The 23,148-nt window shown below is 67.6% G+C and carries 16 protein-coding genes; 8 read left to right on the top strand and 8 right to left on the bottom strand.

What is annotated here, in order from left to right:
• The first annotated feature begins 6 nt into the window (after nucleotides 1-6).
• Complete coding sequence (locus HDC95_RS00290) at nucleotides 7-948, top strand: Ppx/GppA phosphatase family protein (RefSeq protein WP_259061196.1); 942 nt, start codon at nucleotides 7-9, stop codon at nucleotides 946-948.
• A 31-nt stretch (nucleotides 949-979) separates the two neighbouring features.
• Here HDC95_RS00290 and HDC95_RS00285 read toward each other — a convergent pair whose 3' ends face one another.
• The 3 genes from HDC95_RS00285 to HDC95_RS00275 are packed head-to-tail and all read right to left on the bottom strand — an operon-like array spanning nucleotide 980 to nucleotide 7,823.
• Nucleotides 980-3,481, bottom strand: a complete 2,502-nt coding sequence (locus tag HDC95_RS00285; RefSeq protein WP_259061195.1) for a glycoside hydrolase family 3 C-terminal domain-containing protein — start codon at nucleotides 3,479-3,481, stop codon at nucleotides 980-982.
• Complete coding sequence (gene yicI, locus HDC95_RS00280) at nucleotides 3,478-5,757, bottom strand: alpha-xylosidase (protein WP_259061194.1); 2,280 nt, start codon at nucleotides 5,755-5,757, stop codon at nucleotides 3,478-3,480. Before yicI ends, HDC95_RS00285 begins: the two co-directional genes overlap by 4 nt.
• Nucleotides 5,754-7,823, bottom strand: a complete 2,070-nt coding sequence (locus HDC95_RS00275; protein WP_259061193.1) for a beta-galactosidase — start codon at nucleotides 7,821-7,823, stop codon at nucleotides 5,754-5,756. The genes yicI and HDC95_RS00275 overlap by 4 nt, the downstream gene beginning before the upstream one ends.
• Before the next feature lie 63 nt (nucleotides 7,824-7,886).
• On the opposite strand from HDC95_RS00275, the gene HDC95_RS00270 reads away from it, so the two are divergent.
• From HDC95_RS00270 to HDC95_RS00260, 3 genes are read left to right on the top strand one after another with little or no spacing between them, the layout of a single operon-like run.
• Nucleotides 7,887-10,271, top strand: a complete 2,385-nt coding sequence (locus tag HDC95_RS00270; protein ID WP_259061192.1) for a glycoside hydrolase family 95 protein — start codon at nucleotides 7,887-7,889, stop codon at nucleotides 10,269-10,271.
• Nucleotides 10,271-11,233, top strand: a complete 963-nt coding sequence (locus tag HDC95_RS00265; protein WP_259061191.1) for a LacI family DNA-binding transcriptional regulator — start codon at nucleotides 10,271-10,273, stop codon at nucleotides 11,231-11,233. The genes HDC95_RS00270 and HDC95_RS00265 overlap by 1 nt, the downstream gene beginning before the upstream one ends.
• Nucleotides 11,234-11,237: 4 nt before the next feature.
• Nucleotides 11,238-11,846 carry a YesL family protein gene (locus tag HDC95_RS00260; protein ID WP_259061190.1) on the top strand — a complete coding sequence of 203 codons (609 nt, stop codon included), beginning with the start codon at nucleotides 11,238-11,240 and terminating at the stop codon, nucleotides 11,844-11,846.
• Between the two features lie 49 nt (nucleotides 11,847-11,895).
• On the opposite strand, the gene HDC95_RS00255 is transcribed toward HDC95_RS00260, so the two are convergent.
• The 3 genes from HDC95_RS00255 to HDC95_RS00245 are packed head-to-tail and all read right to left on the bottom strand — an operon-like array spanning nucleotide 11,896 to nucleotide 15,658.
• Nucleotides 11,896-13,653, bottom strand: coding sequence for an ABC transporter substrate-binding protein (locus tag HDC95_RS00255; protein ID WP_259061189.1), 1,758 nt, complete (start codon nucleotides 13,651-13,653; stop codon nucleotides 11,896-11,898).
• 33 nt (nucleotides 13,654-13,686) lie between these two features.
• Nucleotides 13,687-14,646: a carbohydrate ABC transporter permease gene (locus HDC95_RS00250; RefSeq protein WP_259061188.1), complete on the bottom strand. Its 960-nt coding sequence runs from the start codon at nucleotides 14,644-14,646 to the stop codon at nucleotides 13,687-13,689.
• Between the two features lie 13 nt (nucleotides 14,647-14,659).
• Complete coding sequence (locus HDC95_RS00245; protein WP_259061187.1) at nucleotides 14,660-15,658, bottom strand: sugar ABC transporter permease; 999 nt, start codon at nucleotides 15,656-15,658, stop codon at nucleotides 14,660-14,662.
• A gap of 179 nt (nucleotides 15,659-15,837) precedes the next feature.
• On the opposite strand from HDC95_RS00245, the gene HDC95_RS00240 reads away from it, so the two are divergent.
• Nucleotides 15,838-16,815, top strand: a complete 978-nt coding sequence (locus tag HDC95_RS00240; protein ID WP_259061186.1) for an acetylxylan esterase — start codon at nucleotides 15,838-15,840, stop codon at nucleotides 16,813-16,815.
• A gap of 39 nt (nucleotides 16,816-16,854) precedes the next feature.
• A complete protein-coding gene (locus tag HDC95_RS00235) occupies nucleotides 16,855-17,313 on the top strand; it encodes a VanZ family protein (protein WP_259061185.1) in 459 nt (152 codons plus the stop codon).
• On the opposite strand, the gene HDC95_RS00230 is transcribed toward HDC95_RS00235, so the two are convergent.
• Nucleotides 17,306-18,409, bottom strand: a complete 1,104-nt coding sequence (locus HDC95_RS00230) for a hypothetical protein (protein ID WP_259061184.1) — start codon at nucleotides 18,407-18,409, stop codon at nucleotides 17,306-17,308. The genes HDC95_RS00235 and HDC95_RS00230 overlap by 8 nt on opposite strands.
• A gap of 352 nt (nucleotides 18,410-18,761) precedes the next feature.
• Between HDC95_RS00230 and HDC95_RS00225 the strand changes: the two genes are divergently transcribed.
• Together HDC95_RS00225 and HDC95_RS00220 are read left to right on the top strand one after the other, a co-directional pair.
• Nucleotides 18,762-20,225, top strand: coding sequence for a sugar transferase (locus HDC95_RS00225; RefSeq protein WP_259061183.1), 1,464 nt, complete (start codon nucleotides 18,762-18,764; stop codon nucleotides 20,223-20,225).
• Between the two features lie 45 nt (nucleotides 20,226-20,270).
• Nucleotides 20,271-22,130, top strand: coding sequence for a DUF4012 domain-containing protein (locus tag HDC95_RS00220; protein WP_259061182.1), 1,860 nt, complete (start codon nucleotides 20,271-20,273; stop codon nucleotides 22,128-22,130).
• A 4-nt stretch (nucleotides 22,131-22,134) separates the two neighbouring features.
• On the opposite strand, the gene HDC95_RS00215 is transcribed toward HDC95_RS00220, so the two are convergent.
• Complete coding sequence (locus HDC95_RS00215) at nucleotides 22,135-23,142, bottom strand: MauE/DoxX family redox-associated membrane protein (protein ID WP_259061181.1); 1,008 nt, start codon at nucleotides 23,140-23,142, stop codon at nucleotides 22,135-22,137.
• Nucleotides 23,143-23,148 lie beyond the last annotated feature (6 nt).

The following is a 23,148-nucleotide window of genomic DNA, read 5'->3' as shown; positions in this document are numbered from 1 at the left end:
CATCCCGTGCGCCTCGGAATCCTCGACATCGGTTCGAACACCGTCCACCTTCTCGCTGCCGATGCCCGACCCGGTGGCCGTCCGCTGGCGACGACGAGCGATCGCACGGTGGTGCGCCTGATGCGCTATCTCACACCGGACGGCGCGATCACTGAAGAGGGCGTGCAGGCGCTGGAGTCCGCGGTCTCCAGGGCGCGCGAGATCGCCGAGACCGAACGCGTCGAGATGTTGCTGGCCACTGCGACGAGCGCCGTGCGCGAGGCGCTCAACGGCGAAGAGGTCATCGCCCGCATCGAAACCGCGCTCGGTCAGCCGCTGCAGGTTCTCACGGGCGTGGAAGAGGCGGAGCTCACGTTCCTCGCCGTGCGGCGCTGGTTCGGGTGGGATGCCGGGCGCATCCTGCTGCTCGATATCGGAGGCGGGTCCTTCGAGTTCGCCGCCGGTGGCGACGAGATGCCGGAGGTGGCGGCATCCGTCCCGCTCGGCGCCGGACGCATGACCGTCCAGTTCCTGCCCGAGGATCCGCCGGGTGAGGATGCCGTCGAGCACCTGCGCGCGCACGCCGCCGCTGTGCTCGCGCCCGTGGCCGAGAGGCTGGGCGCCCTCCCCGATCCGGATCACATCGTGGGCTCGTCGAAGGCGATCCGGTCGTTGGCGAACCTCGCCGGACGCGAGGTGTCCGGACTCGGCTTCGACCGCACGGTGCTCTCGCGATCGGCGTTGAAGTCGTGGATTCCTCGGCTCGCCAGGATTCCCGCGGTCGCACGCCAGGAGCTGCCGGGAATCACGCCCGACCGCACGTTCCAGATCGTCGCGGCCGCCGTCTCACTGCACACTGCCATGAAGATGCTCGACATCGACGAGCTCGAAGTGTCGCCGTGGGCGCTGCGCGAGGGCGTGCTGCTGCGCTACACCGAATCTCTCAGCTGGGGCGGCACAGGAATCTGACGCGGCGGCCGCAGGCCGGCAGCGGGCGTGGCTACGAGACGATCAACGCCGCCTCCACCGGCAGTTCGTCGGCGCTGGGTCCGGCCGCCACGAGGTACGCGCCGGGCTGAACGCGCAGCGCTCCCTCGTGCAGCCAATCCTGCGCAGCACCGTCCAGCCGCAGGGCGTCGTCCCACACCGACAGTCGCGCGACGTCGAACGAGATCTCGACCTGCTGCTCCTCGCCGGGCTCGAGCCGCACGCGACGATAGCCGACCAGCAGCCGCCGCGGCGCCGCGATCGGCAGCTCAGGGGCGAGCGAGTACAGCTGCACGAGCTCGTCAGCTGCACGGTCGCCGGTGTTCGCGACGGTGACGACGGCGGTGACGATGCCGTCACCACCTCCGGTCACACCGAGCGCCGGATGCCGGTGCGTGGGCGCCGGCGCCTCCACACGATCCGTGACCAACGTGACGCCGCGGTACTCCACGGCGGAGTACGTCAGCCCGTGCCCGAACGCGAAGGCGTACGGCGCCGGCTGATGCCGATAGGTCGCCTGCTGCCGCTGCGTGTCGTAGTCGAACAGGTCACCCGCCTGCGCCGGGTCGGCCGGCCACGACTGCGCGAGGCGTCCGGTCGGCTCACGATCGCCGCTCAGCACGTCGGCGATGCCATGACCGAGCTCCTGCCCGCCGTGGCTCGACCACACCACGGTCGCCGCCGAAGCAGCACCGGCGAGCACATACGGATAACTCGACACGATCTGCAGCACGGTGCACTCGTTCTCGTTCTGCGCGATGCGCCAGAGACCGGTGAACGCCTCGGGCAGCAGCAGATGCGGACGATCGGCGGTCTCACGTCCGGCGAGGTGCGGGTCGTTCCCGACAGCGACGATCACGACGTCGGCGGATGCCGCGGCAGCCGCGACCGCGTCGGAACCCGAGCGCACCGTCTGCACCCCGAACCGCTCGGCATCGTCGAGCGTGACGCCTTCGGCCAGCAGCAGTCCCACTTCGCGTGACACACGCACCCACCGACCTGAGCCGAGGTGCAGCAGCGACCAGGTCCCATCGGCGTGGAGGTGCCTGCGGAAGCTCTCCTGCACGACCCACCCGCCGACGCGGTCGGCATCCGCCTTCATCGGCCATGCGCCGCCTGTGAGCAGACGTCCGCTGGCGTGCGAGCGCAGCGTCAGCAGCCCGTCGCCCCAGTCGGTGACGTCGAACAGCGCGTCGTCGTCGGCCTCTTCGGCGAGCGCAGCCACCTTCGTGCCGTCGGAGTTCGAGACGACGTATCGTCCGTCGGCGGCGCGCAGCGTGATCGTGTCCGCACCGGGCACGGTCTCGACACTCGCTGACGGATATCGTTCGGCGAGCCCCTGGGCGATGCCGACGGCGTACGGCGGCGTGCCGGAGTACCAGTCGGTCAGCACGGCGTCGGCCATCGGGCCCACCACTGCGATCCGCGTGGGCGCAGCCAACGGCAGGACTCCCGCGTCGTTGCGCAGCACGACGACCGAACGCCCGACGGCCTCACGGGCGAGCCCGCGCGCACCCGGTGCGTCGATCGCATCCATGCCGATGCCGGAATACTGGTCGGCATCGCCGTCGAACTCCCCGGTGCGCACGCGCATCTCGAGGATGTGCGTCACGGCACGATCGATGTCGTCCCTGGTCAGCAGTCCCTGATCGAGCGCATTGTTCAGGTTCGTGATCGTCGGCTCGGCGTCGGCGTCATTGTCTGTGAACGAATCCATGCCGCTGCGCACCAGCGCCGCTGCCGCGTGCACGCTGTCGGGCTGCGCACCCTGAACGGTCACCACGAAGGTCGGGGCGCCGGCATCCGACACGATCGCGAGAGAGCCGTCCGTCCAACTGCGCGCCTCGGCGACCAGCTCGGGCTGGGTGTGCGCCGGGATGCCGCCTATCTGGTTGTACGCCAGCATCATGCTGCCCGCCACCTGCTGCTCGATGGCAGGGCGGAACGCCGCCAGCTCCTCTTCGTGCAGCGTGCGCAGCGACATCTCGGATGACGTCGCCGAGCGGTCGGTCTCGTTGCTGTACGCGAGGAAGTGCTTCAGCGCGGGGACGGTCTTCCACACCCGCTCGTCGTCGCCACGCAGACCCTTCGCGTATGCGGCGCCGAGCTGACCGGTCAGATGCGGGTCCTCCGAGTAGCCCTCTTCGTTGCGGCCCCACAACGGGTGGCGCAGCGTATTCACCACCGGCGCCCACACGTTCAGGCTCACCAGCGGATCCTCAGCGCGCTTCGCGCGCAGTTCGGTCGAGGTGACCGCACCGATCGCCTCGATCAGCTCGGTGTCCCATGTCGCCGCCATGCCGACCGGCTGCGGGAACACCGTGGCGTTGCCCAGCCACGCGACTCCGTGCAGCGTCTCGGCACCGGTACGGGCCTCCGCCACGCCCAGTCGTTCGATCGCAGGCATCGCCTGATGCAGCATCGCCACGCGCTCGTCGGCAGTGAGCCGCGACAGCAGATCGGCGGCGCGCTCCTGCACTGGCAGATCCGTGCGGCGGAACAGTTCCTCGGTCATTCGGCATCCTCCAGCTCGATCGAAACCGTGCCCGCACCTTCGGCGGACACGACGGCCGACCCCGCTCGCAGCGACCAGCCGGCGGTGGCGTCCTCACTCGTCGCCGTCACCCGGCGCCCCTCGCGACGCACGCGGAAGCTCGTGGCATCCGCACCCGCCAGCCCTGGCACGACGGTCAGGGAATCGTGGCCGTCCGGGAGTTCGAAGCACCGGAGCGTCACTCCGTCCGCCCACTCGTAGTCGGGGCGGTCGTCCCGCGCACCCCACGGCAGCACGGTGCCAGGCCGCACCCGCAGCGGCAGGCCGCGATAGTCGTGGTTCTCGGTCGGCCACCTGCTGCCCTCGGCGACTTCGCCGTCGAGCAGCGACGTCCACGATCCGGCCGGCAGGTAGTACTCCACGTCACCCTCCGCGGTGAACACCGGGGCTACCAGCAGGGCATCGCCCAGCATGTACTGCGTGTCGGCGTCGAATCCGCTGCGGTCGTCGGGGAACTCGAGCACCATCGGACGCATCATCGGGATGCCCTCGGTGTGCGCCTGCTCTGCGACCCCTGCCAGATACGGCATCAACCGCATCTTCAGGTTCGTGAACAGCCTCGTGACGTCGACCGACTCCTCATCGAACACCCACGGCACCCGGAAGCTCGACGAACCGTGCAGCCGCGAGTGCGAGGAGAGCAGGCCGAAGGCGAGCCAGCGCTTGAAGAGTCCGGCATCCGGTGTGCCCTCGAACCCGCCGATGTCATGGCTCCAATACCCGAAGCCGCTCATCGCGAGCGACAGCCCGCCGCGCAGCGACTCCGCCATCGAGGGGAACGTCGAGTCGCTGTCGCCGCCCCAGTGCACCGGGTACTGCTGACCGCCGGCGGTCGCCGAGCGGGCGAACAGCACGGCGTCGCCGGCCCCACGCCGCCGCTCGAGCGCGCGGAAGACGATCTCGTTGTACAGCTGCGGATAGTAGTTGTGCATCCGCTTCGGGTCCGAGCCGTCGAACCACTCGACGCCTTCGGCCGGGATCCTCTCCCCGAAGTCGGTCTTGAACGTGTCCACGCCCTGGTCCATCAGCCGTTCGAGGTGCCCGGTGTACCAGGATGCGGCTTCCGGGTTCGTGAAGTCCACGATGCCCATTCCGGCCTGCCAGAGATCCCATTGCCACACGCCGCCGTCGGTGCGTTTGAGCAGGTATCCCTTGGCGGCCGCCTCTTCGAACAGTCGCGAGCGCTGGGCGATGTACGGATTGATCCAGGCCGACACCTTCAGCCCGCGCTCGTGAAGCCGTGCGAGCTGGCCCTCCGGGTCGGGGAAGGCTCGCGGATCCCACTCGAAGTCGGTCCACTGGTACTCGCGCATCCAGAAGCAGTCGAAATGGAACACGCTCAGCGGCAGGTCGCGCTCGGCCATGCCGTCGATGAAGGAGTTCACGGTCGCCTCGTCGTACTCGGCGGTGAACGATGTGGTCAGCCACAGCCCGAACGACCAGGCCGGCACGCGGGCGGGGCGCCCGGTGAGGGCGGTGTACCGGCGCAACACGTCCTTCGGTGTGGGTCCAGCGAACAGGTAGTACGCCACGCTCTCACCTGGGACGGAGAACTGCACGCGCGAGTTGATCTCGGAGCCGACCTCGAACGAGACCCGGTCAGGGGAATCGACCAGCACGCCGTATCCGCGGCTGCTGAGATAGAACGGCACCGACTTGTACGCCTGCTCGCTGGCCGTGCCGCCATCGGCGTTCCAGCTCTCGATCACCTGCCCGTTCTTCGCGAACGCGCCGAAGCGCTCGCCGAATCCGTAGACGCGCTCGCCCGGCTCGAGAGACAGCTGCTGGTGCACCCAGGTGTCGTCCGGTCCTGTGATGTGCGCGACCGAGCGCGGCAGCGACCGCGTGAGGACGCGGCCGTCCTGCTCGAACGAGACGTCCCACGAGCCCTTCGCCACACGCACGCGCAGCCCGCCCGTCTCGAGCACGGCGGCGGCACTGTCCGACGACACCGCGGGGGCGAATCCCTCCTCGCCTGTGATCTGGAAGTCAGGTCCGCGATGCACTTCGCCCGCGTGCCGCATCACAGCCACCTTGACGACCCCCGGTGCGGGTGACGAGAAGGTGACCGTGATCATCGGTCGGTTCAGGGTGTCGCCTCGATGCCGGATGGTCGTGGTCGGCGCGTACACGGTCATCGTTCCGGCGGCCTCGTCGATCCGGATGTCATCGACCTCGGTCGCATACAGCGGCGTCAGCCCCGGTCGGGTCAGCCAGTAGCCGTCGGTGAACTTCAACTGTCGTGCCTTTCACTCAGTACTCGTACATCGCCGGCGCGCAGCGCGACGACGGATTCGGTCTTCTCCCCGGTGAGCAGGTCGACGAGACCTGGCGGCATCGGAATGTCGATGGATGCCGCGGAATGGTTCAGCAGGAACACCACATCGCCGCGGCATACCGCCTCCAGCCCGTCCGGCAGCTCGGCGGAACCGCCGAGCGCTCCGTCCACGCCGGTCGCGGCGAGTGCGTCGCCGATGACGAGGGACAGCACGGAGTCCGATACGACGGTGCCGAGATACCAGGCGGCGCCGTCGCCGACCCGGTTGCGGGTGACGGCGGGAATGCCAAACAGGTCGCCGTGGGCGTATGTCAACAGCACGTCGGCGCCCTCGGCGCGCAGCCGCTCCGCGAGGATGCCGGCCGTGTGACCCGATGCACTCCAGCGGACGTCGCCGCCTCCTGTGAGCAGGCCTCCTGTGAGCGGGGTCGGCTCGTCGGGCATTCCAGACCATTCCTCGCCGCTCACGCCGAGCAGGTCGCGCAGCAGCACGGGCGAGCGCCCCTGCAACACCTGCGCGTTGTCGTCGGCGACTCCGCTGAACGGCCCCACCACGATGTGCGCACCGCGCTCGGCCGCACGACGCAGTGCGTCTGCGGTTTCCGGTCGGACGATGTACGCGTGCGGCACGAGAACGACGTCGTACCCGTCCAGGTCGGATGCCGCGCCCACGATGTCGGCCGCGACGCCACGGCGCCACAGCTGGCGGTACCAGCGCGTCGTCTGCTCCATCGTGCTGAGCCGCTCAGTCGGTCGGGCAGGCTCCTCGCCTGCCCACCACGACGACCAGTCGAACAGCACGGCTACGCGCGCGTCGATGCGGCTGCCGAGCACGCGGCCGCTCCTGCTGAGCCGCTGGAGATCCTCGCCCTGGCGCACCACTCCGCGGAACACGTCGGAATCGGCGCCGGCGTGCGGCAGCATCGCCGAGTGGAAGCGCTCGGCGCCGGCCCTGGCCTGGCGCCACTGGAAATAGCAGATCGCGTCCGCGCCGCGCGCGACGGCCTGCAGCGAATCCCGGCGCGCGCGCTGCGGTGTCTTGGGCAGGTTGTGCGGGCGCCACGACGTGGCGCTCACGGCCTGCTCCATCAGCATCCAGCTGCGACCGTCGCCGAGCGAGCGCATCAGGTCCTGGATCAGTGCGGTCGCGATCGGCGACTCCGCCGATGCCGGATCCGGGTACTGATCGTCGGCGATGACGTCGATGTCTTCGGCCCAGGACCGGTAGTCGACGTGCGCGAAGAAGCCCATGAAGTTCGTCGTGATCGGCTGCAGCGCACCCGCGTCGCGGATGGTGTCACGCAATTCGCGATAGCAGACGAGCATCTGGTCGGACGTGAAGCGGCGGAAGTCCAGCGACTGGGTCGGATTCACCAGATAGGGCATGCGACGCGGCGGCAGGATCTCGTCGAAGTCCGCATACCGCTGCGACCAGAACGCCGTGCCCCACGCCGTGTTTAGCGCATCGATCGTGCCGTAGCGTGCCCGCAGCCAGCCGCGGAATTCACGAGCGGCTTCGTCGCCGTGATCGATCTGGCCGTATTCGTTGCCCACATGCCACATCCGCACCGCCGGGTGCGCGGCGTAGCGGGTAGCGAGGTCGCGGCTGATGGCGACGGCGTGCTCGCGATAGACCCGCGATGACGGTGAGAACTGATTGCGGGAGCCGGGGATCAGCCGCACGCCGTCGCGGTCGACGGGAAGCGTCTCCGGATGGCGGATGCCGAGCCACGGCGGCGGCGATGCGGTCGGCGTCGCCAGGTCGACGGCGATGCCCGCCCCGTGCAGCAGATCGAGCACCTCATCCAACCAGCCGAACTCCCTGGCACCCGGCGTCGGCTCGAGCATGGCCCAGCTGAACACGCCGACGGTCACGAGGTTCACCCCGGCCTGCTGCATGAGCGCGACGTCTTCGCGCCACACCGCCGGATCCCACTGCTCGGGGTTGTAGTCGCCGCCGAAGAGGATACCGCGCTCGGCGACCAGCTCCTCGAAGGCGCGTCGTGCGGGAGTCGTCAGTGACATGAATGCAGGTTCTCCGGATTAGATTGTCGAAGCGTTTCAACAACGAGAACATATACTAGCCAGGTGCTGTTGTCCATGGAGATCCACGACGATCTCCACACCGTGCGATACCGCAGTCCGTCGCGCCTGTGGACCGACGCCCTGCCGGTCGGAAACGGCCTGCGCGGCGCCATGTCCGCCGGCCGCGTCGGCGGCGAGCGCCTCTGGCTGAACGATGCGACAGCGTGGTCTGGGCTGCCGGGCGCAGACCCGATGGCGGGTGTCGCAGAGCGCGGCCCGCAGGCACTGGACGCCGTTCGTGCCGCCGTCGACCGTGGCGACATCGGCGCCGCCGAGAACCTGCTGCGCCGCCAGCAGAGCCCGTGGGCGCAGGCCTATCTGCCACTGGCCACCCTCGAGCTCGAGCTCGAAGCAGACGCGGTCGACACTCCCGATCTGCGCCGAACCCTGGATTTCACCACCGGCATCGCCGCGCACTCGTACGCCACCGCGGCCGGCCGCGTGCGACACGAGACATGGGCGGATGCCGCGACAGGGGCGATCGTGCATCGTGTGAGCGCCGAGTCGCCGGTGCGCGTGAACCTGCGCGTCGACAGCCTGTTGCGAGCGCGGAGCGCACCGGCCCTGGTGGAAGATGCGCTCACCGTCGAGTGGTGGCTCCCGATCGATGCGGCGCCCGGCCACGAGCATCCGCCGGAGCCGGTCCGCTACGACACCGCAGGCGGCAGGGTCGGCGCGGTCGTCGTCCGTGCCTCGACTCCCGCTGCTCTGACGGACGGCATGCTGCGCACCACGGCATCCCGAGAGCACACGTTCACGATCGGGACGGCGACGTCGCCAGGCCCGGCGACGTCGCCGTCGACATCCGCGTCTTCTCTCGCGGCATCCGTCGCGCGTGCTCCCACCGATGTCGACGCGCTGCGTTCGCGGCACATCGACGCGCATCGCGAGCTGTACTCCAGGTGCGCGCTCGTGCTGCCCTCCCCCGGTGAGGTGGCAGAGCTCGACACCGACGACCGCATCCGCCGTGCGGAGCAGCATTCCGATCCCGGACTCGCGGCGCTCGCGTTCCACTACGGCCGGTACCTGCTGATGTCGTCTTCCCGGCCCGGCGGTCCGCCGGCCAATCTGCAGGGCATCTGGAACGCCGAGCTGCCCGGCCCGTGGTCGAGCGCGTACACGACCAACATCAACCTGCAGATGGCGTACTGGCCTGCCGAGGTCACCAGCCTCCCCGAGTGCCATCTGCCGCTTCTGCAGTTCATCACCGATGCGTCGCGCACCAGCGGCCAGATCGTCGCACGAGAGCTGTATGGCGCGGACGGCTGGGTCATGCACCACAACTCCGATCTGTGGGGCCACGCGACCCCGGTCGGCTCAGGTCACGGCGACCCGGCGTGGGCGTTCTGGCCCCTCGGCGGTGTGTGGCTGGCACTGCACCTCTGGGAGCGCCACCGTTTCAGCGGCGACCTGCAGCAGCTCGCCGAGGACTGGCCGGTGCTCGAGCAGACCGCACGTTTCGCGCTGAGCTGGATCCGGTCCGACGACCGGCACGCCTGGACGTCGCCGTCGACCTCACCCGAGAATCAGTACCTCGACGAGGACGGCACGCCGCGCGGGGTCGGCGTCTCCGCCACCATGGACGTGATGCTGCTGCGAGAGCTCGCCGACGTGTGCGCACGGGCGGCGGAAGCGCTCGAGCGCGACGACGTCTGGGTGCCAGAGCTCAGTCGGCTGACGGCGATGCTGCCGGATCCCCGAGTCTCGGAGCGCGGGATGCTGCAGGAATGGGCGGCACCGCAGGAAGACGCCGATCCACATCACCGCCACCTCTCGCACCTGATCGGGCTCTTCCCGTTCACGCAGATCACACCGGAGGCCACGCCGGAGCTCGCCGCGGCCGCCGCGGCATCGATCATCGATCGTGGGGCGGAGTCGACGGGGTGGGCGCTCGCGTGGCGCGCAGCGATGTGGGCGCGCCTCGGCGACGGCGAACGCGTGCAACAGCAGCTGCGGATGGCGCTGCGACCCGCAGACGGCGTCCCCGGTCGCGATGCCGGTGCGGATGCCGCGCCCACCGCCGCGCATCGCGGCGGGCTGTACCGCAACCTGTTCAGTGCGCACCCGCCTTTCCAGATCGACGGCAACCTCGGCCTCACCGCCGCGATAGCCGAGGCGCTGGTGCAGTCGCAGGAGGACAGCGTCCTCGTGCTGCCGGCGCTGCCACCCGAATGGCCGGACGGATCGGTGCGAGGCATCCGCACGCGCGCCGGCGTGACGGTCGACGTGGACTGGGCGTCAGGACTCGTCACTCGGATAGCATTGCGCAGCATCGAAACGCGCGGTGCCGAATCGCACAGCATCCTCGTACGTGCACCCGGTGTGCACGACGAGACCCACCGGGTCGTTCCCGGTGAACCGACGATCATCGAGCCGAAGGAGCCCTGATGACCACGATCGCCGATGTCGCCAACGCGGCAGGAGTGTCGATCTCCACCGTGTCGTACGTGATGAGCGGCAAGCGCACGATCTCGCAGGAGACCAAGGAACGGGTCGAACGCGCCATTGCCGAATTGCGGTACAGCCCGCACGCCAGTGCGCGCTCGCTCGCTTCACGGTCCACGAGCGTGATCGGCCTGCAGGCACCGCTGCGCTCAGGGGTCGATGTGCACGTCGTCATGGAGATCGTCACCGGGGTGGTCCGCGAGGCGCGCGAGCACGCCTACGACATCCTGCTGCTCACCGGCGACGACGCCGGCCTCACGCTCGCCGCCCGGGCGTCACGAGTCGACGCGCTGCTCGTGATGGATGTCGAATCCGACGACCCCCGACTCGCGACGCTCGAGCAACTGGAGATGCCCAGTGTGTTGATCGGTCTGCCCACCGGCGCAGAGTCCGTGTACTGCGTCGACTTCGACTTCGAAGCGGCCGGCCGCCTGGCCGTCGAGCGCCTCGTCGCGCTCGGTCACTCCCGCGTCGCGCTGTTCGGCGCCCCGGCCGAGGTGCTGGCCCGCCACACCTCGTACGCCGACCGGCTTGTGCGCGGATTCCTCACCGCCTGCGAGGCGCACGGCCTCGAGGGGACCGTGCACGCCTGTCCGAGCAACGCCGAGGCCACATCGGTGGTCGACGAGGTGCTCGCCGCAGATCCCGAGGTCACCGGCATCCTGTTCCACAACGAGGGCGCGCTGCCACATGTCGCGGCACGACTCGTCGAAGGGCGTGATGTCATCGCGCTCTGCCCCGCCGACGTCGCGCAGTCGGTGTCAGGGCTCGCCGACAGCATCGACGTTCCCGCTGAGGAGATCGGCGTCACCGCCACACGCGCGGTGCTCGCGCTCCTCGGCGGCGAGAAGCAGTCGCACGTGCAGCTCCTCCCGCCGAACCTGAATTCCGCGACCCAGGCGTGACCGTATGAGAATCGATCCCGAGAACCGCACGCTGCAGGGGATGACCGCGTTCCTGGGGTTGATCGCCCTGAACGTGATCTACCTGCTCATGTGCCTGCCGATCGTGACCGCCGGAGCGGCGACCAGCGCCCTCTACGAGGTCATGATCCGCTACTCGGATGACGAGAGCGGGCGACCGTTGAAGGACTACTTCCCCGCGTTCGGGCGCAACTTCCTGCGTGCGACGGCGTTGTGGATCGCGTTGCTCGTGCCGTTCCTGCTGCTCGTGATCGGGGCGCTGTTCTGGTCAGGGCATCCGAACGTCCTCGCCGGCGCCGCGATGGTGCTGGCGATGATCGCCGCGGCGTACGTCTTCGCCACGTTCCTGTACGCGATGGCGCTCACCGCCGTCTACCGGAACACCTTCCGCCAGACCCTCAAGAACGCCCTCCTGCTCCCCCTGGCCGAGCCAGTGCGCACGATGGGCATCGTCCTGATCCCGATCGCCGTCGTGTGCATCACGATCGCGGTTCCGGTGTTCGGCATCATCATCGCGACGATCGGATGCTCCGTCGGCGCCTACATCTCCGCGTTCCTGTTCCGCAAGGTCTTCGAACGCCGCCAGGCGATATGACAGAGGCCCCGGAACCGAAGTCCCGGGGCCGCCATTCGACATCAGCGCATCACTCGGCGAATTCCTCCGCCACAGCCTCGCGCTGCTTGTTCTGGTCCTTCGCGGTGGCGAGGTCGACCTCGAGCACCTTGTCGTAGCCGAGGCCGCTCGCCTTGTCCCGCAGATCGGCCATGATCGAGTCGAACTTCGCGTCGCTCTCGGCGAAGACCGCCTGCCACGAGTACTGCACGATGATCGACTTGACCTGGTTGCGCAGCGTCTCGATCTCGGAGTCGTCCGTCGGGATCGTGTAGCTGGCACCCGGTGCGACGAGCAGCTGGTCGTTGTTCTGCAGATACTCCATCGTCGTCGTCGCGCCGCCCATGTGCGCTGACCAGTCTTCGGTCAACGGGTTCGCCGTGAGCTCCTTGTACGAGTCCCAGAGCTTGTAGCTGTAGGGGAAGCCCGTGTCAGGATCGGTGTCGATCGGCAGCACCACGCTGACGTTCAGAGTGGAGACGCCGTCGATGTAGCTTCCGCCGCCCCATTCTTCCGGCACGGTGCCGTCGCCATTGAGGAAGACCTCTTTGCCGAAGTCGGTCAGCTCTGGCTGACCGGCGCTGTTCATATCCCAGGTCAGGCCCTGCGGCCCCGCGGCACCCATGGTCTGGCTGCTGTTCGACAGCGATCCTTCCGCTGAGTACAGCCAGTCGATGAACGCGGCGATGCGCTCCGGGTCTTCCGCCTGCGAACCGATCGCGAGCACCTGCTTGCCGCCGTAGGCTTCCGCACCGTAGGAGAAGATCTCCTGATCCTTGAGCGGTGCGATCATGAACCCCTTGCCCTGGGCCATGTTCTCTTCCGTGTTGTAGGCGGACTGCCCCAGCCACGGCCACCAGGTGAACAGCACCTGGCCGTTCTGCATCTTCGAGAACAGCGTGTCGTAGTTCTGCGTCGTCGATTCGGGGTCCACGAGGCCGAGCTCGTTCGCCTCGTGGAAGAAGTTCAGCACCCGCTCGTACATGCCGCCGTCGTCGAGGATGCCCTCGTAGTCCGAGCCGTCGGCCCTCGCCAGCGCGAACTGCACCTCGTCATAGCCGTAGTACGTGATGGGCTGCTTGGCATTGTTCATGAAGTTGCCGTCCCAGTCCTTGAATAGCGACAGGGCGTAGACCTTCTGACCGTTCGGGGCGGCCGGCTCGAGATCCTGCATCTCCTTCAGGACCGGCAGCAGGTCCTCGAGCGTGTCGATCTCCGGGTAGCCGAGTTCGGCGTAGAGATCCCAGCGCAGGAACGGACCGAACGTCGAGTCGATCCCCTCAGACGGCTCGGTCGGCAGCAGGCTGGAGACCGAGGTCGGGAAGGCGTAGGTGCCATCGGCATCCTCATTGAGCTTCTCGACGGCCGCGTCGAAGCGCGCGGCGTTCTCCATCGCCGGGTAGTAGGCCGCGGAGTCCGCGACAAGCCCGCCGGCGATCAGCTCGTTGAGCTTCTCCCCCTTGTCGGTGATGATGAGATCGCCAAGGTCACCCGCCGAGACGCGCGTGTTGTAGAGGGTGTCTCCGCCGCCGGCGACGTTCGGCGCGATGATGTTCAAGTTCATGTTGAACTTGTCCTTCACGATCTTGCCGAACCATCCCTCCTGCATTCCCATGTAGTTGGCCAGCCCGTCGAACACATCGATCGTGATCTCGTCCTCCCATTTCGTGGGGAACGAGTCGATCGCCTCGGTGTTCGTGTCGGCGTCGCCACCGCCGGTGCAGGACGTGAGCAGTCCGACCGTGAGCAGGGCTGCGATGCCCACTGCGATTTTCCGCTTCAGCTTCATTGCTTACCTTTCTTATGGATGTGCGAGGACGCGTCAGCCCTTGACGGCGCCCAGCATGATGCCCTTCACGAAGAAGCGCTGGAACAGGGGGTAGATGAAGATGATCGGCAGCACGACGACCACCGAGACGGTCATCCGGATGGACGTCGGCGTCTGCGATGTCGCGGCTCCCACGATCGCGCCGAGGTCGCCGCCGGCGTTCTGCGCCGCCTGCGCGAGGCTGGATGCCTGGTTGATGAACATGTAGAGCAGGTACTGCAGCGTGTACAGGCTCTGGTCGGTGATGTAGATCAGGGTGTCCTGGAAGCTGTTCCACTGCGCCACGGCGGAGAAGATCGCGACAGTCGCGAGGATCGGCGTCATGTTCGGCAGGTACACACGGAAGAAGATCTGCACGATGTTCGCTCCGTCGAGTTCAGCGGCCTCCTGAAGAGACTCCGGCATCGACTCGACGTAGGTCTTGACGAGGATGATGTAGAACGGCTGCACCATGAAGGGCAGCACGTACACCCAGAAGTTGTTGGTCAGCCCGAGGTTCTTCATGACGATGAAGACGGGAATGAGCCCGGCGCTGAAGTACATCGTCACGATCACGAAGCGATACCAGAACTGGCGGGCCCACATGCGGCTCTGGGTGAACATGAAGCCGAGGAAAGCGGATGCCAGCACCGTGGCGACCGTGCCGATCACTGTGCGGGCGACGCTGACGATCGCCGCCGTGCCGAGGCCGTTCAGATCGAAGACCTGCCGGTAGTTCTCGAGCTGGAAGCCGACCGGCCACAGGCGGACGTCGCCGAGCGCCGAGACGTCGTTCGCGCTGACCGAATTGATCAGCAGGAAATAGAAGGGGTAGGCGCAGATCACGACGAGGAGCGTGAAGACGGTGTAGTTGACGATCGCGAAGGCGTAGTCGCCGGGCGAGCGCTCTGCCGCGCGGGGCGAGCGAGGCGTGCGTGGCAGGCGAGGTGGACGCGAGGTCGTGATGGCAGTCATGTCGGATCTCCCCTCAGACGATCGACTCGCCGCGAACACGCTTGGCGATGCCGTTGACGGTGAACAGGAGGATGACCGAGATGATGCTCTTGAGCATGCCTATGGCAGTGGCCATCGACAGACTGTTGCCCGTCATACCGATGTTGTAGACGTAGAGGTCGAGCACCTGGATCGACTCCTTGTTGAAGGCGTTCTGGAACACGAAGTACTGCTCCATCCCGTTGTTGAGAAGGTTCGCGACCGAGAGCAGAAGCAGCACGAGGTAGGTCGGCATCAGTTGAGGCAGAGTGATGTACCACATGGTCTGGAACCGACCGGCGCCGTCCATGCGTGCCGACTCGTGCAGCGCGGGGTCGATGCCGCTGATCGCGGCGAGGTAGATGATCGCGCCCCAGCCCAGGCCCTTCCAGACGCTCCAGAGCGTCATGGTGATCCACACGTTCTGGTCGCTGTCGAGGAATTTGAGCGGAGCGGTGATCAGGCCGTAGTCGGCGAGCACGTTGTTGACGAAGCCTGAACTCGAGAACAGCGAGAACGCGATCATGTAGACGAGCACCCACGAGATGAAGTTCGGCAGCGTGGTGAGCGTCTGCACCGCGTTGCGGAACCACGGCGTCTTGACCTCATTCAGGAAGAGCGCGAACGCCAGCGGCAGAACAGAGGTGGCGATGCCGAGGAAGCTGATCGCGAGGGTGTTCAGCAGCACTTGGCCGATCTGCGCGAGCTGCGTCGGCGAGCTGACCAGCAGTTCGAACCACTGCAGACCCACGAACTCGCTGCCGCCGAGGCCGAGCGCGGGCTTGTAGTCGAAGAGAGCGTAGATCCATCCGTACAGCGGGAAGTAGGAGAACAGGAACACGAGCACGAGGAACGGGACGATGACCAGGAACATCCCGTACGACTTGCGACCCTGCGCCGGCTTCTGGTGGCCGCGCTTCTCACGTCGACCGGCTTCTGTGCGGTCTTCGATCTGGTCGGCGACCGTGGCGGTCACCGAAGTCGCCATCACCATGCCGCACCTGCTCGCCGCGGAGTTCTCTCAGCCGTGTCGCACTCGGCGTCGCCTCGTCGCATCTCACTCCCTCGTGGTTCGAATCGCGTCGAAACGCTTCGATCACGATAGAGCCAATCGGTCGAACGCGCAAGACGCGACAGCGAAGCGCTTCGACGAATGTGCGCTACGGTGTTCCGGTGGCACTGACTGACCTTCCCCTGGACGACCTGCGCAAATTCCGTCCCGCCGTTGCGGAGCCCGATGATTTCGATGCCTTCTGGACCCGCACGATCGATGAGGCCCGTGCACTCGCGAGCTCGCCCACGCTGCTCCCCGCCGAGACGCCGATCGATCAGCTCGTGATCGAAGACCTGACGTTCAGCGGGTTCGGCGGAGAGCCGATCCGCGCCTGGGTCACGCGTCCGCGCGATCAGGCGCCAGACGCTGCGCCGCGTCCGGCGGTCGTCGAGTACATCGGCTACGGCGGCGGTCGCGGCATCGCCGGCGAGCGCCTTCAGTGGGCCGCCGCCGGGTACGTGCACGTGCTGATGGACACCCGCGGCCAGGGTTCGAACTGGGGCAGCGGCGGCGACACTCCAGACCCCCACGGCTCCGACTCCTCGTCGACGGGTTTCATGACGAAGGGCATCTCGAGCCCCGACGAGTACTACTACCGTCGCGTCTTCACCGACGCAGTGCGGGCAGTCGACACCGTGCGCGACCTCGACTTCGTGGATGCCGATCGCGTGAGCGTCACCGGCAGCAGCCAGGGTGGCGGCATCTCGCTGGCCGCCGCAGGGCTCCACCCCGGCGTGCTCGCCGTGATGCCGGACGTGCCGTTCCTCTGCCACTTCCGCTGGTCAGTGGATCGCACGCCCGACCACCCCTACCGCGAGATCGAACGGTATCTGGCGGTGCACCGCAACCGGGTCGACGAGGTGTTCAGAACCCTGTCGTACTTCGACGGAGTGAACTTCGCCCGACGCATCCGCGTGCCCGCGCTGTTCTCCGTCGCCCTCATGGACGCCATCGTTCTGCCCTCGAGCGTGTTCGCCGCATACAACCGGCTGGCGTCGACGGATGCCGAGATCGAGGTGTATCCGTTCAACGGGCACGAGAGCGGCCAGACCGAGCAGTGGCTTCGGCAGACGCGCTGGCTCGCCGAGCGCGTCTGATCCCTGTCGACGCACAGCCCACCTCGCTACGCTCGCCCTATGCCCAAAGTGTCGATGCTCGCGCTGATCTCGCGCATCCTCCTCGTGCCGTACACGATCGCGCTGGCATTGATCGTGTGGCTGCCTGGTGACCAGGCGAGCCGGGTGACCGGCATCGTCGGGCGGATCGCACGATCGCTCGCGTACCGGCTGGATATACCGTTCTTCTACACCTACACGGTGCTGGAGTTCGTCGCGAACATCGCGTTGTTCATTCCGTTCGGACTGCTGCTCGCGATCGGATGGTCACGCCTGAAGACATGGCACCTGGCCGTGCTCGGTCTGGTGACCAGCGGCGCGATCGAGTTCGTCCAGCTCTTCCTGCCGACGCGCTTCTCGACGATCTCCGACCTGATCGCGAACACGGCTGGCGCCGTCGTCGGCTGCCTTTTCGTACGCGTCATCGGCCGACTCGCGATGACTCCGGCATCCGCCGAACGGCGAACCGTGATCAGTTGACGTCCGCCGCCACCAGGACGGATGCCGACACGAGCCCCACCTCGACGAGCTCTGCCACCACGTCGCGCACCATCACCGCAGCATCACCGCTCGGCGGCGCTCCATGCACGTCGAGAGCCGCGTTGACAATCCGGTCGAGATCGGACGACTCGCCCGCCGCATGCAAAACCGCCGGGGCGATCCCCTCGAGCACGCGCATGGTGCTATCGGAGAACGCCACCACGGTGTCGCCGAAGTCGACGGCATCCGCGCTCGACGCAGTTCCCTCAGCGTCGATCGTGTCCAGTCGCATCCGATTCCACGGGGCGGGGGCGGGATCCGAAACGAGCAGCGCGTCGATCATCGCCGGCACGTCCGTCGCCTCGGCATATCGCAGCAACCGCACACCGCCCGCCCGATCGCAGAGTTCGGCGAGAGCGCAGACCGTCCCCTCGTACTCGCGCAGATAGCTGGATTGCGCGGCGAGCAGCGGCGCGGCGTCTGCGAAATGCAGATGCTCGAGCTCCGGCTCCGCCGCACTCGGATCGCGTTCGAGCAGCACGATCGCCGCGAGCGCAAGGTCAGCAGCAGGCAGCTCACGCAGTCCTGCGTCCGAGGGCGACACCTGATCCTTCGGCGCACCGGGTCGCACGACCGACAATGGCTTGCGGTACGGCAGAACGCGCAGCTCATCATCGAACGCGATCGTCTCGTCCGACACGTAGCCGTAGTGCTGCGCCAGCGTACGGCTGAGAGTCGTCTTTCCCCGACCCGAAGGACCGACGAACGCGATCACGCGTCCGTCCTCGAGAGCGACACCGGCGGCGTGCAGCATCACCAGCCGCCCGCGGTTGTGAGCGAGCGCGTCGAGGGTCACCCTGGTCGACAGCGTCTCAAGGCGATGTTCCACATCGCCGACTGCGTCGACCTCGATGCGCACGTCGGGTGCCTGATCCGCAGCCGACGCAGAGTCGACAGCGAAAGCAGAACCGGGCTCGATCGCCGCGCCCGACCACGAGCGTCGGATGCGGGCGACCACGTCCTCCGGAACTTCTTCGGCGAACGCCAACTCGATCCTGGCACCCAGCGCGGAGACGGCGAACGTCGAACTCGTCACCACGGCATCCCCTCCATAATCACGCCCAACGGTACTACAGACATGACCACCGCTTCGGCCGGCTCCATCTGCGGGTTTCGCAATCCCCACCCCGGGGTTAGACTGCGGATCTGGGCCCTCGGCGTAAGCGGGGGGAAAGCAGCGTTTGCTGGGGCGACGCTGACATCGTCTCCTGTTCTGCAGGGGGCAGTTTCCGACGTTGTCGGGAGCAACTGGGGCGCGCATTCTCTGGGGAGGGATTGTGGCATTATCTGGGGACATCTTTCTGACACCGCAACCGCGGAGGCAGGACAGACGCATAGCGGCGACGTTGCCGACGGGGATCGCCGCGGCACCACCGATCACTCGAGCGGTGCCGACCACGGCCGAGAACACCCTCGTTGCGGCGCAGGGCGGACGATGGCAGCGAGAGTATGCGTGGCGGCTGCTGCTTACCGACACGCTGATCGTCGTGGGTGTCGTGTTCGGCGCTCAGGCTCTGCGCTTCGGCCAGAGCAGCGCCGACCTGTACATCCCCGGGGTGACGGACGCAGGCTTCGACGTGGCGTACACAGCTGTCTCGGCGATGTTCGTGCTCGCGTGGCTGTGCGGACTGCGCCTGTACGACACCAGGGATGCCAAGGTCGTCGGCAGCGGCTGGGCCGAATACCGCAGGGTCGTCGATGCCAGCATCCGCGTGTTCGGTCTGCTGGCGATCTTCGCCTTCCTGCTGCACGTCGACGTCGCGCGCGCATACCTGCTGCTGGCTCTGCCGGCAGGGTTGACGGCGCTCGTCGGCAGCCGCTGGCTGTGGCGGCGGTGGCTCTCCGCCCAGCGCGAGGAGGGCCGTTTCCTCTCCCGCGCGGTGATCGTCGGCGAGCACGCCAAGTCGCTGCACATCGCCCGCGAGATGCAGCGCGAGAGCGCCTCCGGCCTGGTCATCACCGGTGCTCTCACCGAACGCGGACCGGGTGTCGAACTTCTCCCGGGGATCTCGGTCGTCGGCAGCCTTGAGGAGGCCGTCGCGGGCGCCGATCTCGTGGGCGTGGATGCCGTGGTCTACAGCGGCTCGGATCTGATCAGCCCTGCGCAGCTGCGGCAGTTCGGCTGGGATCTGCAGTCCCGAGGCGTCGACCTCATCGTCGCGGCCGCGCTCACCGACATCGCCGGACCCCGTATCCATGCCCGGCCGGTCGCGGGGCTGTCCCTGATCCACGTCGACTATCCGGCCTTCACTGGTTCTCGCTACGCGGCCAAGCGCGCGTTCGACGTCGTCATCTCGTCGCTCGCGCTGGTCGTGCTGAGTCCCCTCTTTCTCGCGCTCGCCGTGATGGTGCGCCGTGACGGGGGCCCTGCCCTGTTCCATCAGCGTCGGGTCGGGCTCGAGGGCCGGCGCTTCACGATGCTCAAGTTCCGCACGATGGTGACCGATGCCGAGAAGCGCCTGCCCGATCTGTTGTCCGCGTCCGACGGCAACGGCGTGCTCTTCAAGATGCGCAGCGATCCGCGGGTGACCCGGTTGGGCCGCACGCTCAGGCGGTTCAGCCTGGACGAGCTGCCGCAGCTGGTCAACGTACTGCGCGGTGACATGTCGCTGGTGGGACCCCGCCCTCCGCTGATGAGCGAGGTCGACACGTACGAGAAGTGGGTGCAGCGGCGCCTGCTCGTCAAGCCGGGGATCACGGGGCTGTGGCAGATCAGCGGCCGCTCCGACCTGTCGTGGGACGACAGCATCCGCCTTGACCTCTATTACGTCGAGAACCGCTCGCTGACCAGCGATGTCGCCATCCTGTGGCGCACCCTGCGCGTGGTGTTGCAGCGGCGAGGGGCGTATTGAGCACTCCCGCAGGAACGACCTGCGCCGTACTCGTACGATGAGTCCATGACGACCAGAGCAGCCGAGCGCGCCCGCCGCGCCGACAGACCGCGCCGGCCACTGCTTCGCAGCTTCCGTCTCTGGGTACCCGTGAGCATCGTGCTGCTGCTCATCGTCATCGCCGTCGTCGGCCTTCTCGTGGGCAATCGGCTCTACGACCGCGCCATGGCCGCCAAAGGCTCTCTCGAGCAGGCGCTGCCGCTCGCCACCACCGCCAAGGACCAGATCCTCGCCGGCGACCCGGAGGGAGCCGCCGCGACCGCCGCGACGCTCTCCGCGCTCACGGCAGACGCCCGTGAGCAGACGGATGACGACATGTGGAAGAGCCTCGAGTGGGTGCCGTTCGTCGGCCCCAATCTGCATGCGGTGCGCACTGCGGCGGTCGTCACCGATGACCTGGTCACCGACGCGCTGACGCCGGCCACGAGCCTGAGCCTCAACGCGCTGACCCCGGTGGACGGCGCCATCAACCTCGCGGCGATCACCGACATGCAGGCGGCTGTCACCCAGGCGGCGGATGCCGTGGAGAAGGCCGCGACGGATCTCGATTCGATCGATCGCGAGGCGCTCATCCCGCAGGTCGAGGGCGCACTCTCGCAACTCACGGGCGCCGTAGACGAGATGCAGCCGCTGCTGGGTCCTGCCAAGGACATCATCGGCGTCCTGCCGACCGCCCTCGGCGCCGAGGCACCACGCAACTACCTGATGGTCTTCCAGAACAACGCCGAATCCCGCGGCACCGGCGGCAACCCCGCCGCCATCGTGCTCATCACGGCGGATCAGGGCCGGATCAGCATCACGCAGCAGGCGTCGAGTCAGGACTTCGAGAATGCCCGCCCTGAGCCGATCATCGCGCTGAATCCCGAGACGGAAGCTCTCTACGGCAGCAAGATCGGTCGCTACGTCATGGACACCACGCTGAGCCCTGACTTCACCGAGACCGCTGCTCTGATCCGCGCATTCTGGGCCGAATCCTTCGGCACGCCTGTGGATGCCGTGGTGTCATTCGACCCCGTCGCGCTGAGCTACCTGCTGGCGGCGACTGGTCCGACGGCGATCGATCCCCCTCCAGCCGAGATCGACGGCGAGACCTTGCAGGTGCTCGAACAACCCATCGAGCTCACGAGCGAGAACGCAGTCTCGCTGCTGCTCAGTCAGGTGTACTCCCTCGTCCCGGAGCCGACGTTGCAGGATGCGTTCTTCGCAGCGGCCGCCTCGTCGGTTTTCGACGCTGTTGTGTCAGGCAAAGCCGATACCAAGGCGCTGCTCGACAGCTTGGGCAAGGCAGTCGACGAAGGACGACTGATCTACGCGCCATCGTCGGAAGCCGAGGTCGCACTCGTGGGCGAGTCGCGCCTGTCCGGCCGCCTCCCCTCCGATAATTTCGAGTCAACCGTGGTCGGTGCGTACGTCAACGATGTCACAGAGGGCAAGCTCGACTTCTATATGCAGCTCGACGTCGCTGCGACATCGACGCAGTGCACCGCGCCGGATGCACCTGCCTTCACGATGGCCGCCGCCTTGACGAATACTCTCGCCGCGGATCAGGTGGGCCAGCTTGCCGACTACGTCGCACCGGGACGTTTCTTCACCAAGGGAACGATCGCGACTGATCTGGTCCTTTATGGCCCGGTCGGCGCTACAGCGGCCACCGTGACGGTCAACGGTCAGACCGTTCAGGCAACGGTGCTCCCGCACCTCGGCCGGCCCGCGGTGAAGGTGTCGTTGGAGAACGCTCCAGGTCAGACGCACACCGTCGAGGCCACTTTCACCGGGGCGCCCGGCGAGTACGGCCCGCTCGACATCCAGCACACCCCGATGGTGCGCACGGTCGGCGAGCAGCTCACCGCAGAAGGCTGCGGCTGAGCTGTCACACGTCAGGGCGCACCCCGTGCAGGCTCTCGTAGATGTCGCCGACGAACGCCGAGACGTCGTCGTACCCCGACACGGGACCGCCGGCCAGGAAACCGTCAGCACCGATGAGCACGGCCGCGGGGGTCGCCCAGTCGGCGATCGATCCCTGCACGTAGAAGTAAGGATCGTGCAGCGACTGCGGCTCGGAGCGCTCAGTGAGCCCGCTGTTCTCGGGCGCCGGCCACAGGAGGAAGCGCACTGCCACCTCCGGCAGCAGTTCGCGCCACCTCGGCACCGCGTCGATCACCGGAAGGCACGCCCCGCAGTTCTCCTTCACGGCGAGCAGCAGCATCGGCCCGCGCGCCGCGAGCTGCCGCAGATTCACCGTGCTGCCGTCGGCGAGCATGACGGGCACCGCCGGCGTGCGAGTGCGGATGTACTCCGCCGGGTCCACCTCGGCTACGGTTCCACTCTTTGAGCTCGTTCTGTCGGCGATCGTCGGCACACCCGCCTCGACCAGGTGGCCGGCGGATGCCGGATGCCACAGCACGAGTACGGCGGTGAAGGCGGCCGCCGCGATGCCGACAAGCCAGACCCACTGATCGCCGAGCGCGGCGAGCGGCCCGCCGAACAGCGGCGTGGCCCACGTGACGGCGGCCGCGACGGTCGCCAGCAGCAGGAACCAGGCGTTGCGCACGATCGTGATCCAGGTGATGGGCTCCGGCGCACCGAAGCAGCTGCAGGAGGCATCCGTGCCCGCGGTCAGGCGGCGCGCCACGAGCACCAGGTACGCGCCGAACAGGATGACCGCGCACGCCGCGGCGAGCGCGGTCAGTACCCCGCCGAGCACCAGCAGGGCGGCAGCGAGCAGCAGCTCGGCCCACGGATGCAGGCGCATCAACCAGCCGCGGCGCAGGGCGGCGGGGACGCCGAGATCGGCCCACGCGGCTTCGTCTTCCGGATGCCGCAGCTTCGCCACCCCGCTGGCGAGGAGCACACCCGCGAGTATCAGCGGGGCTGCCATGAACGC

Source organism: Microbacterium sp. AK031 (assembly GCF_024807145.1).
GTDB lineage: Bacteria > Actinomycetota > Actinomycetes > Actinomycetales > Microbacteriaceae > Microbacterium.
The sequence above is the reverse complement of the archived record's forward strand: the minus strand, read 5'-3'. Positions and strand labels throughout refer to the sequence as shown.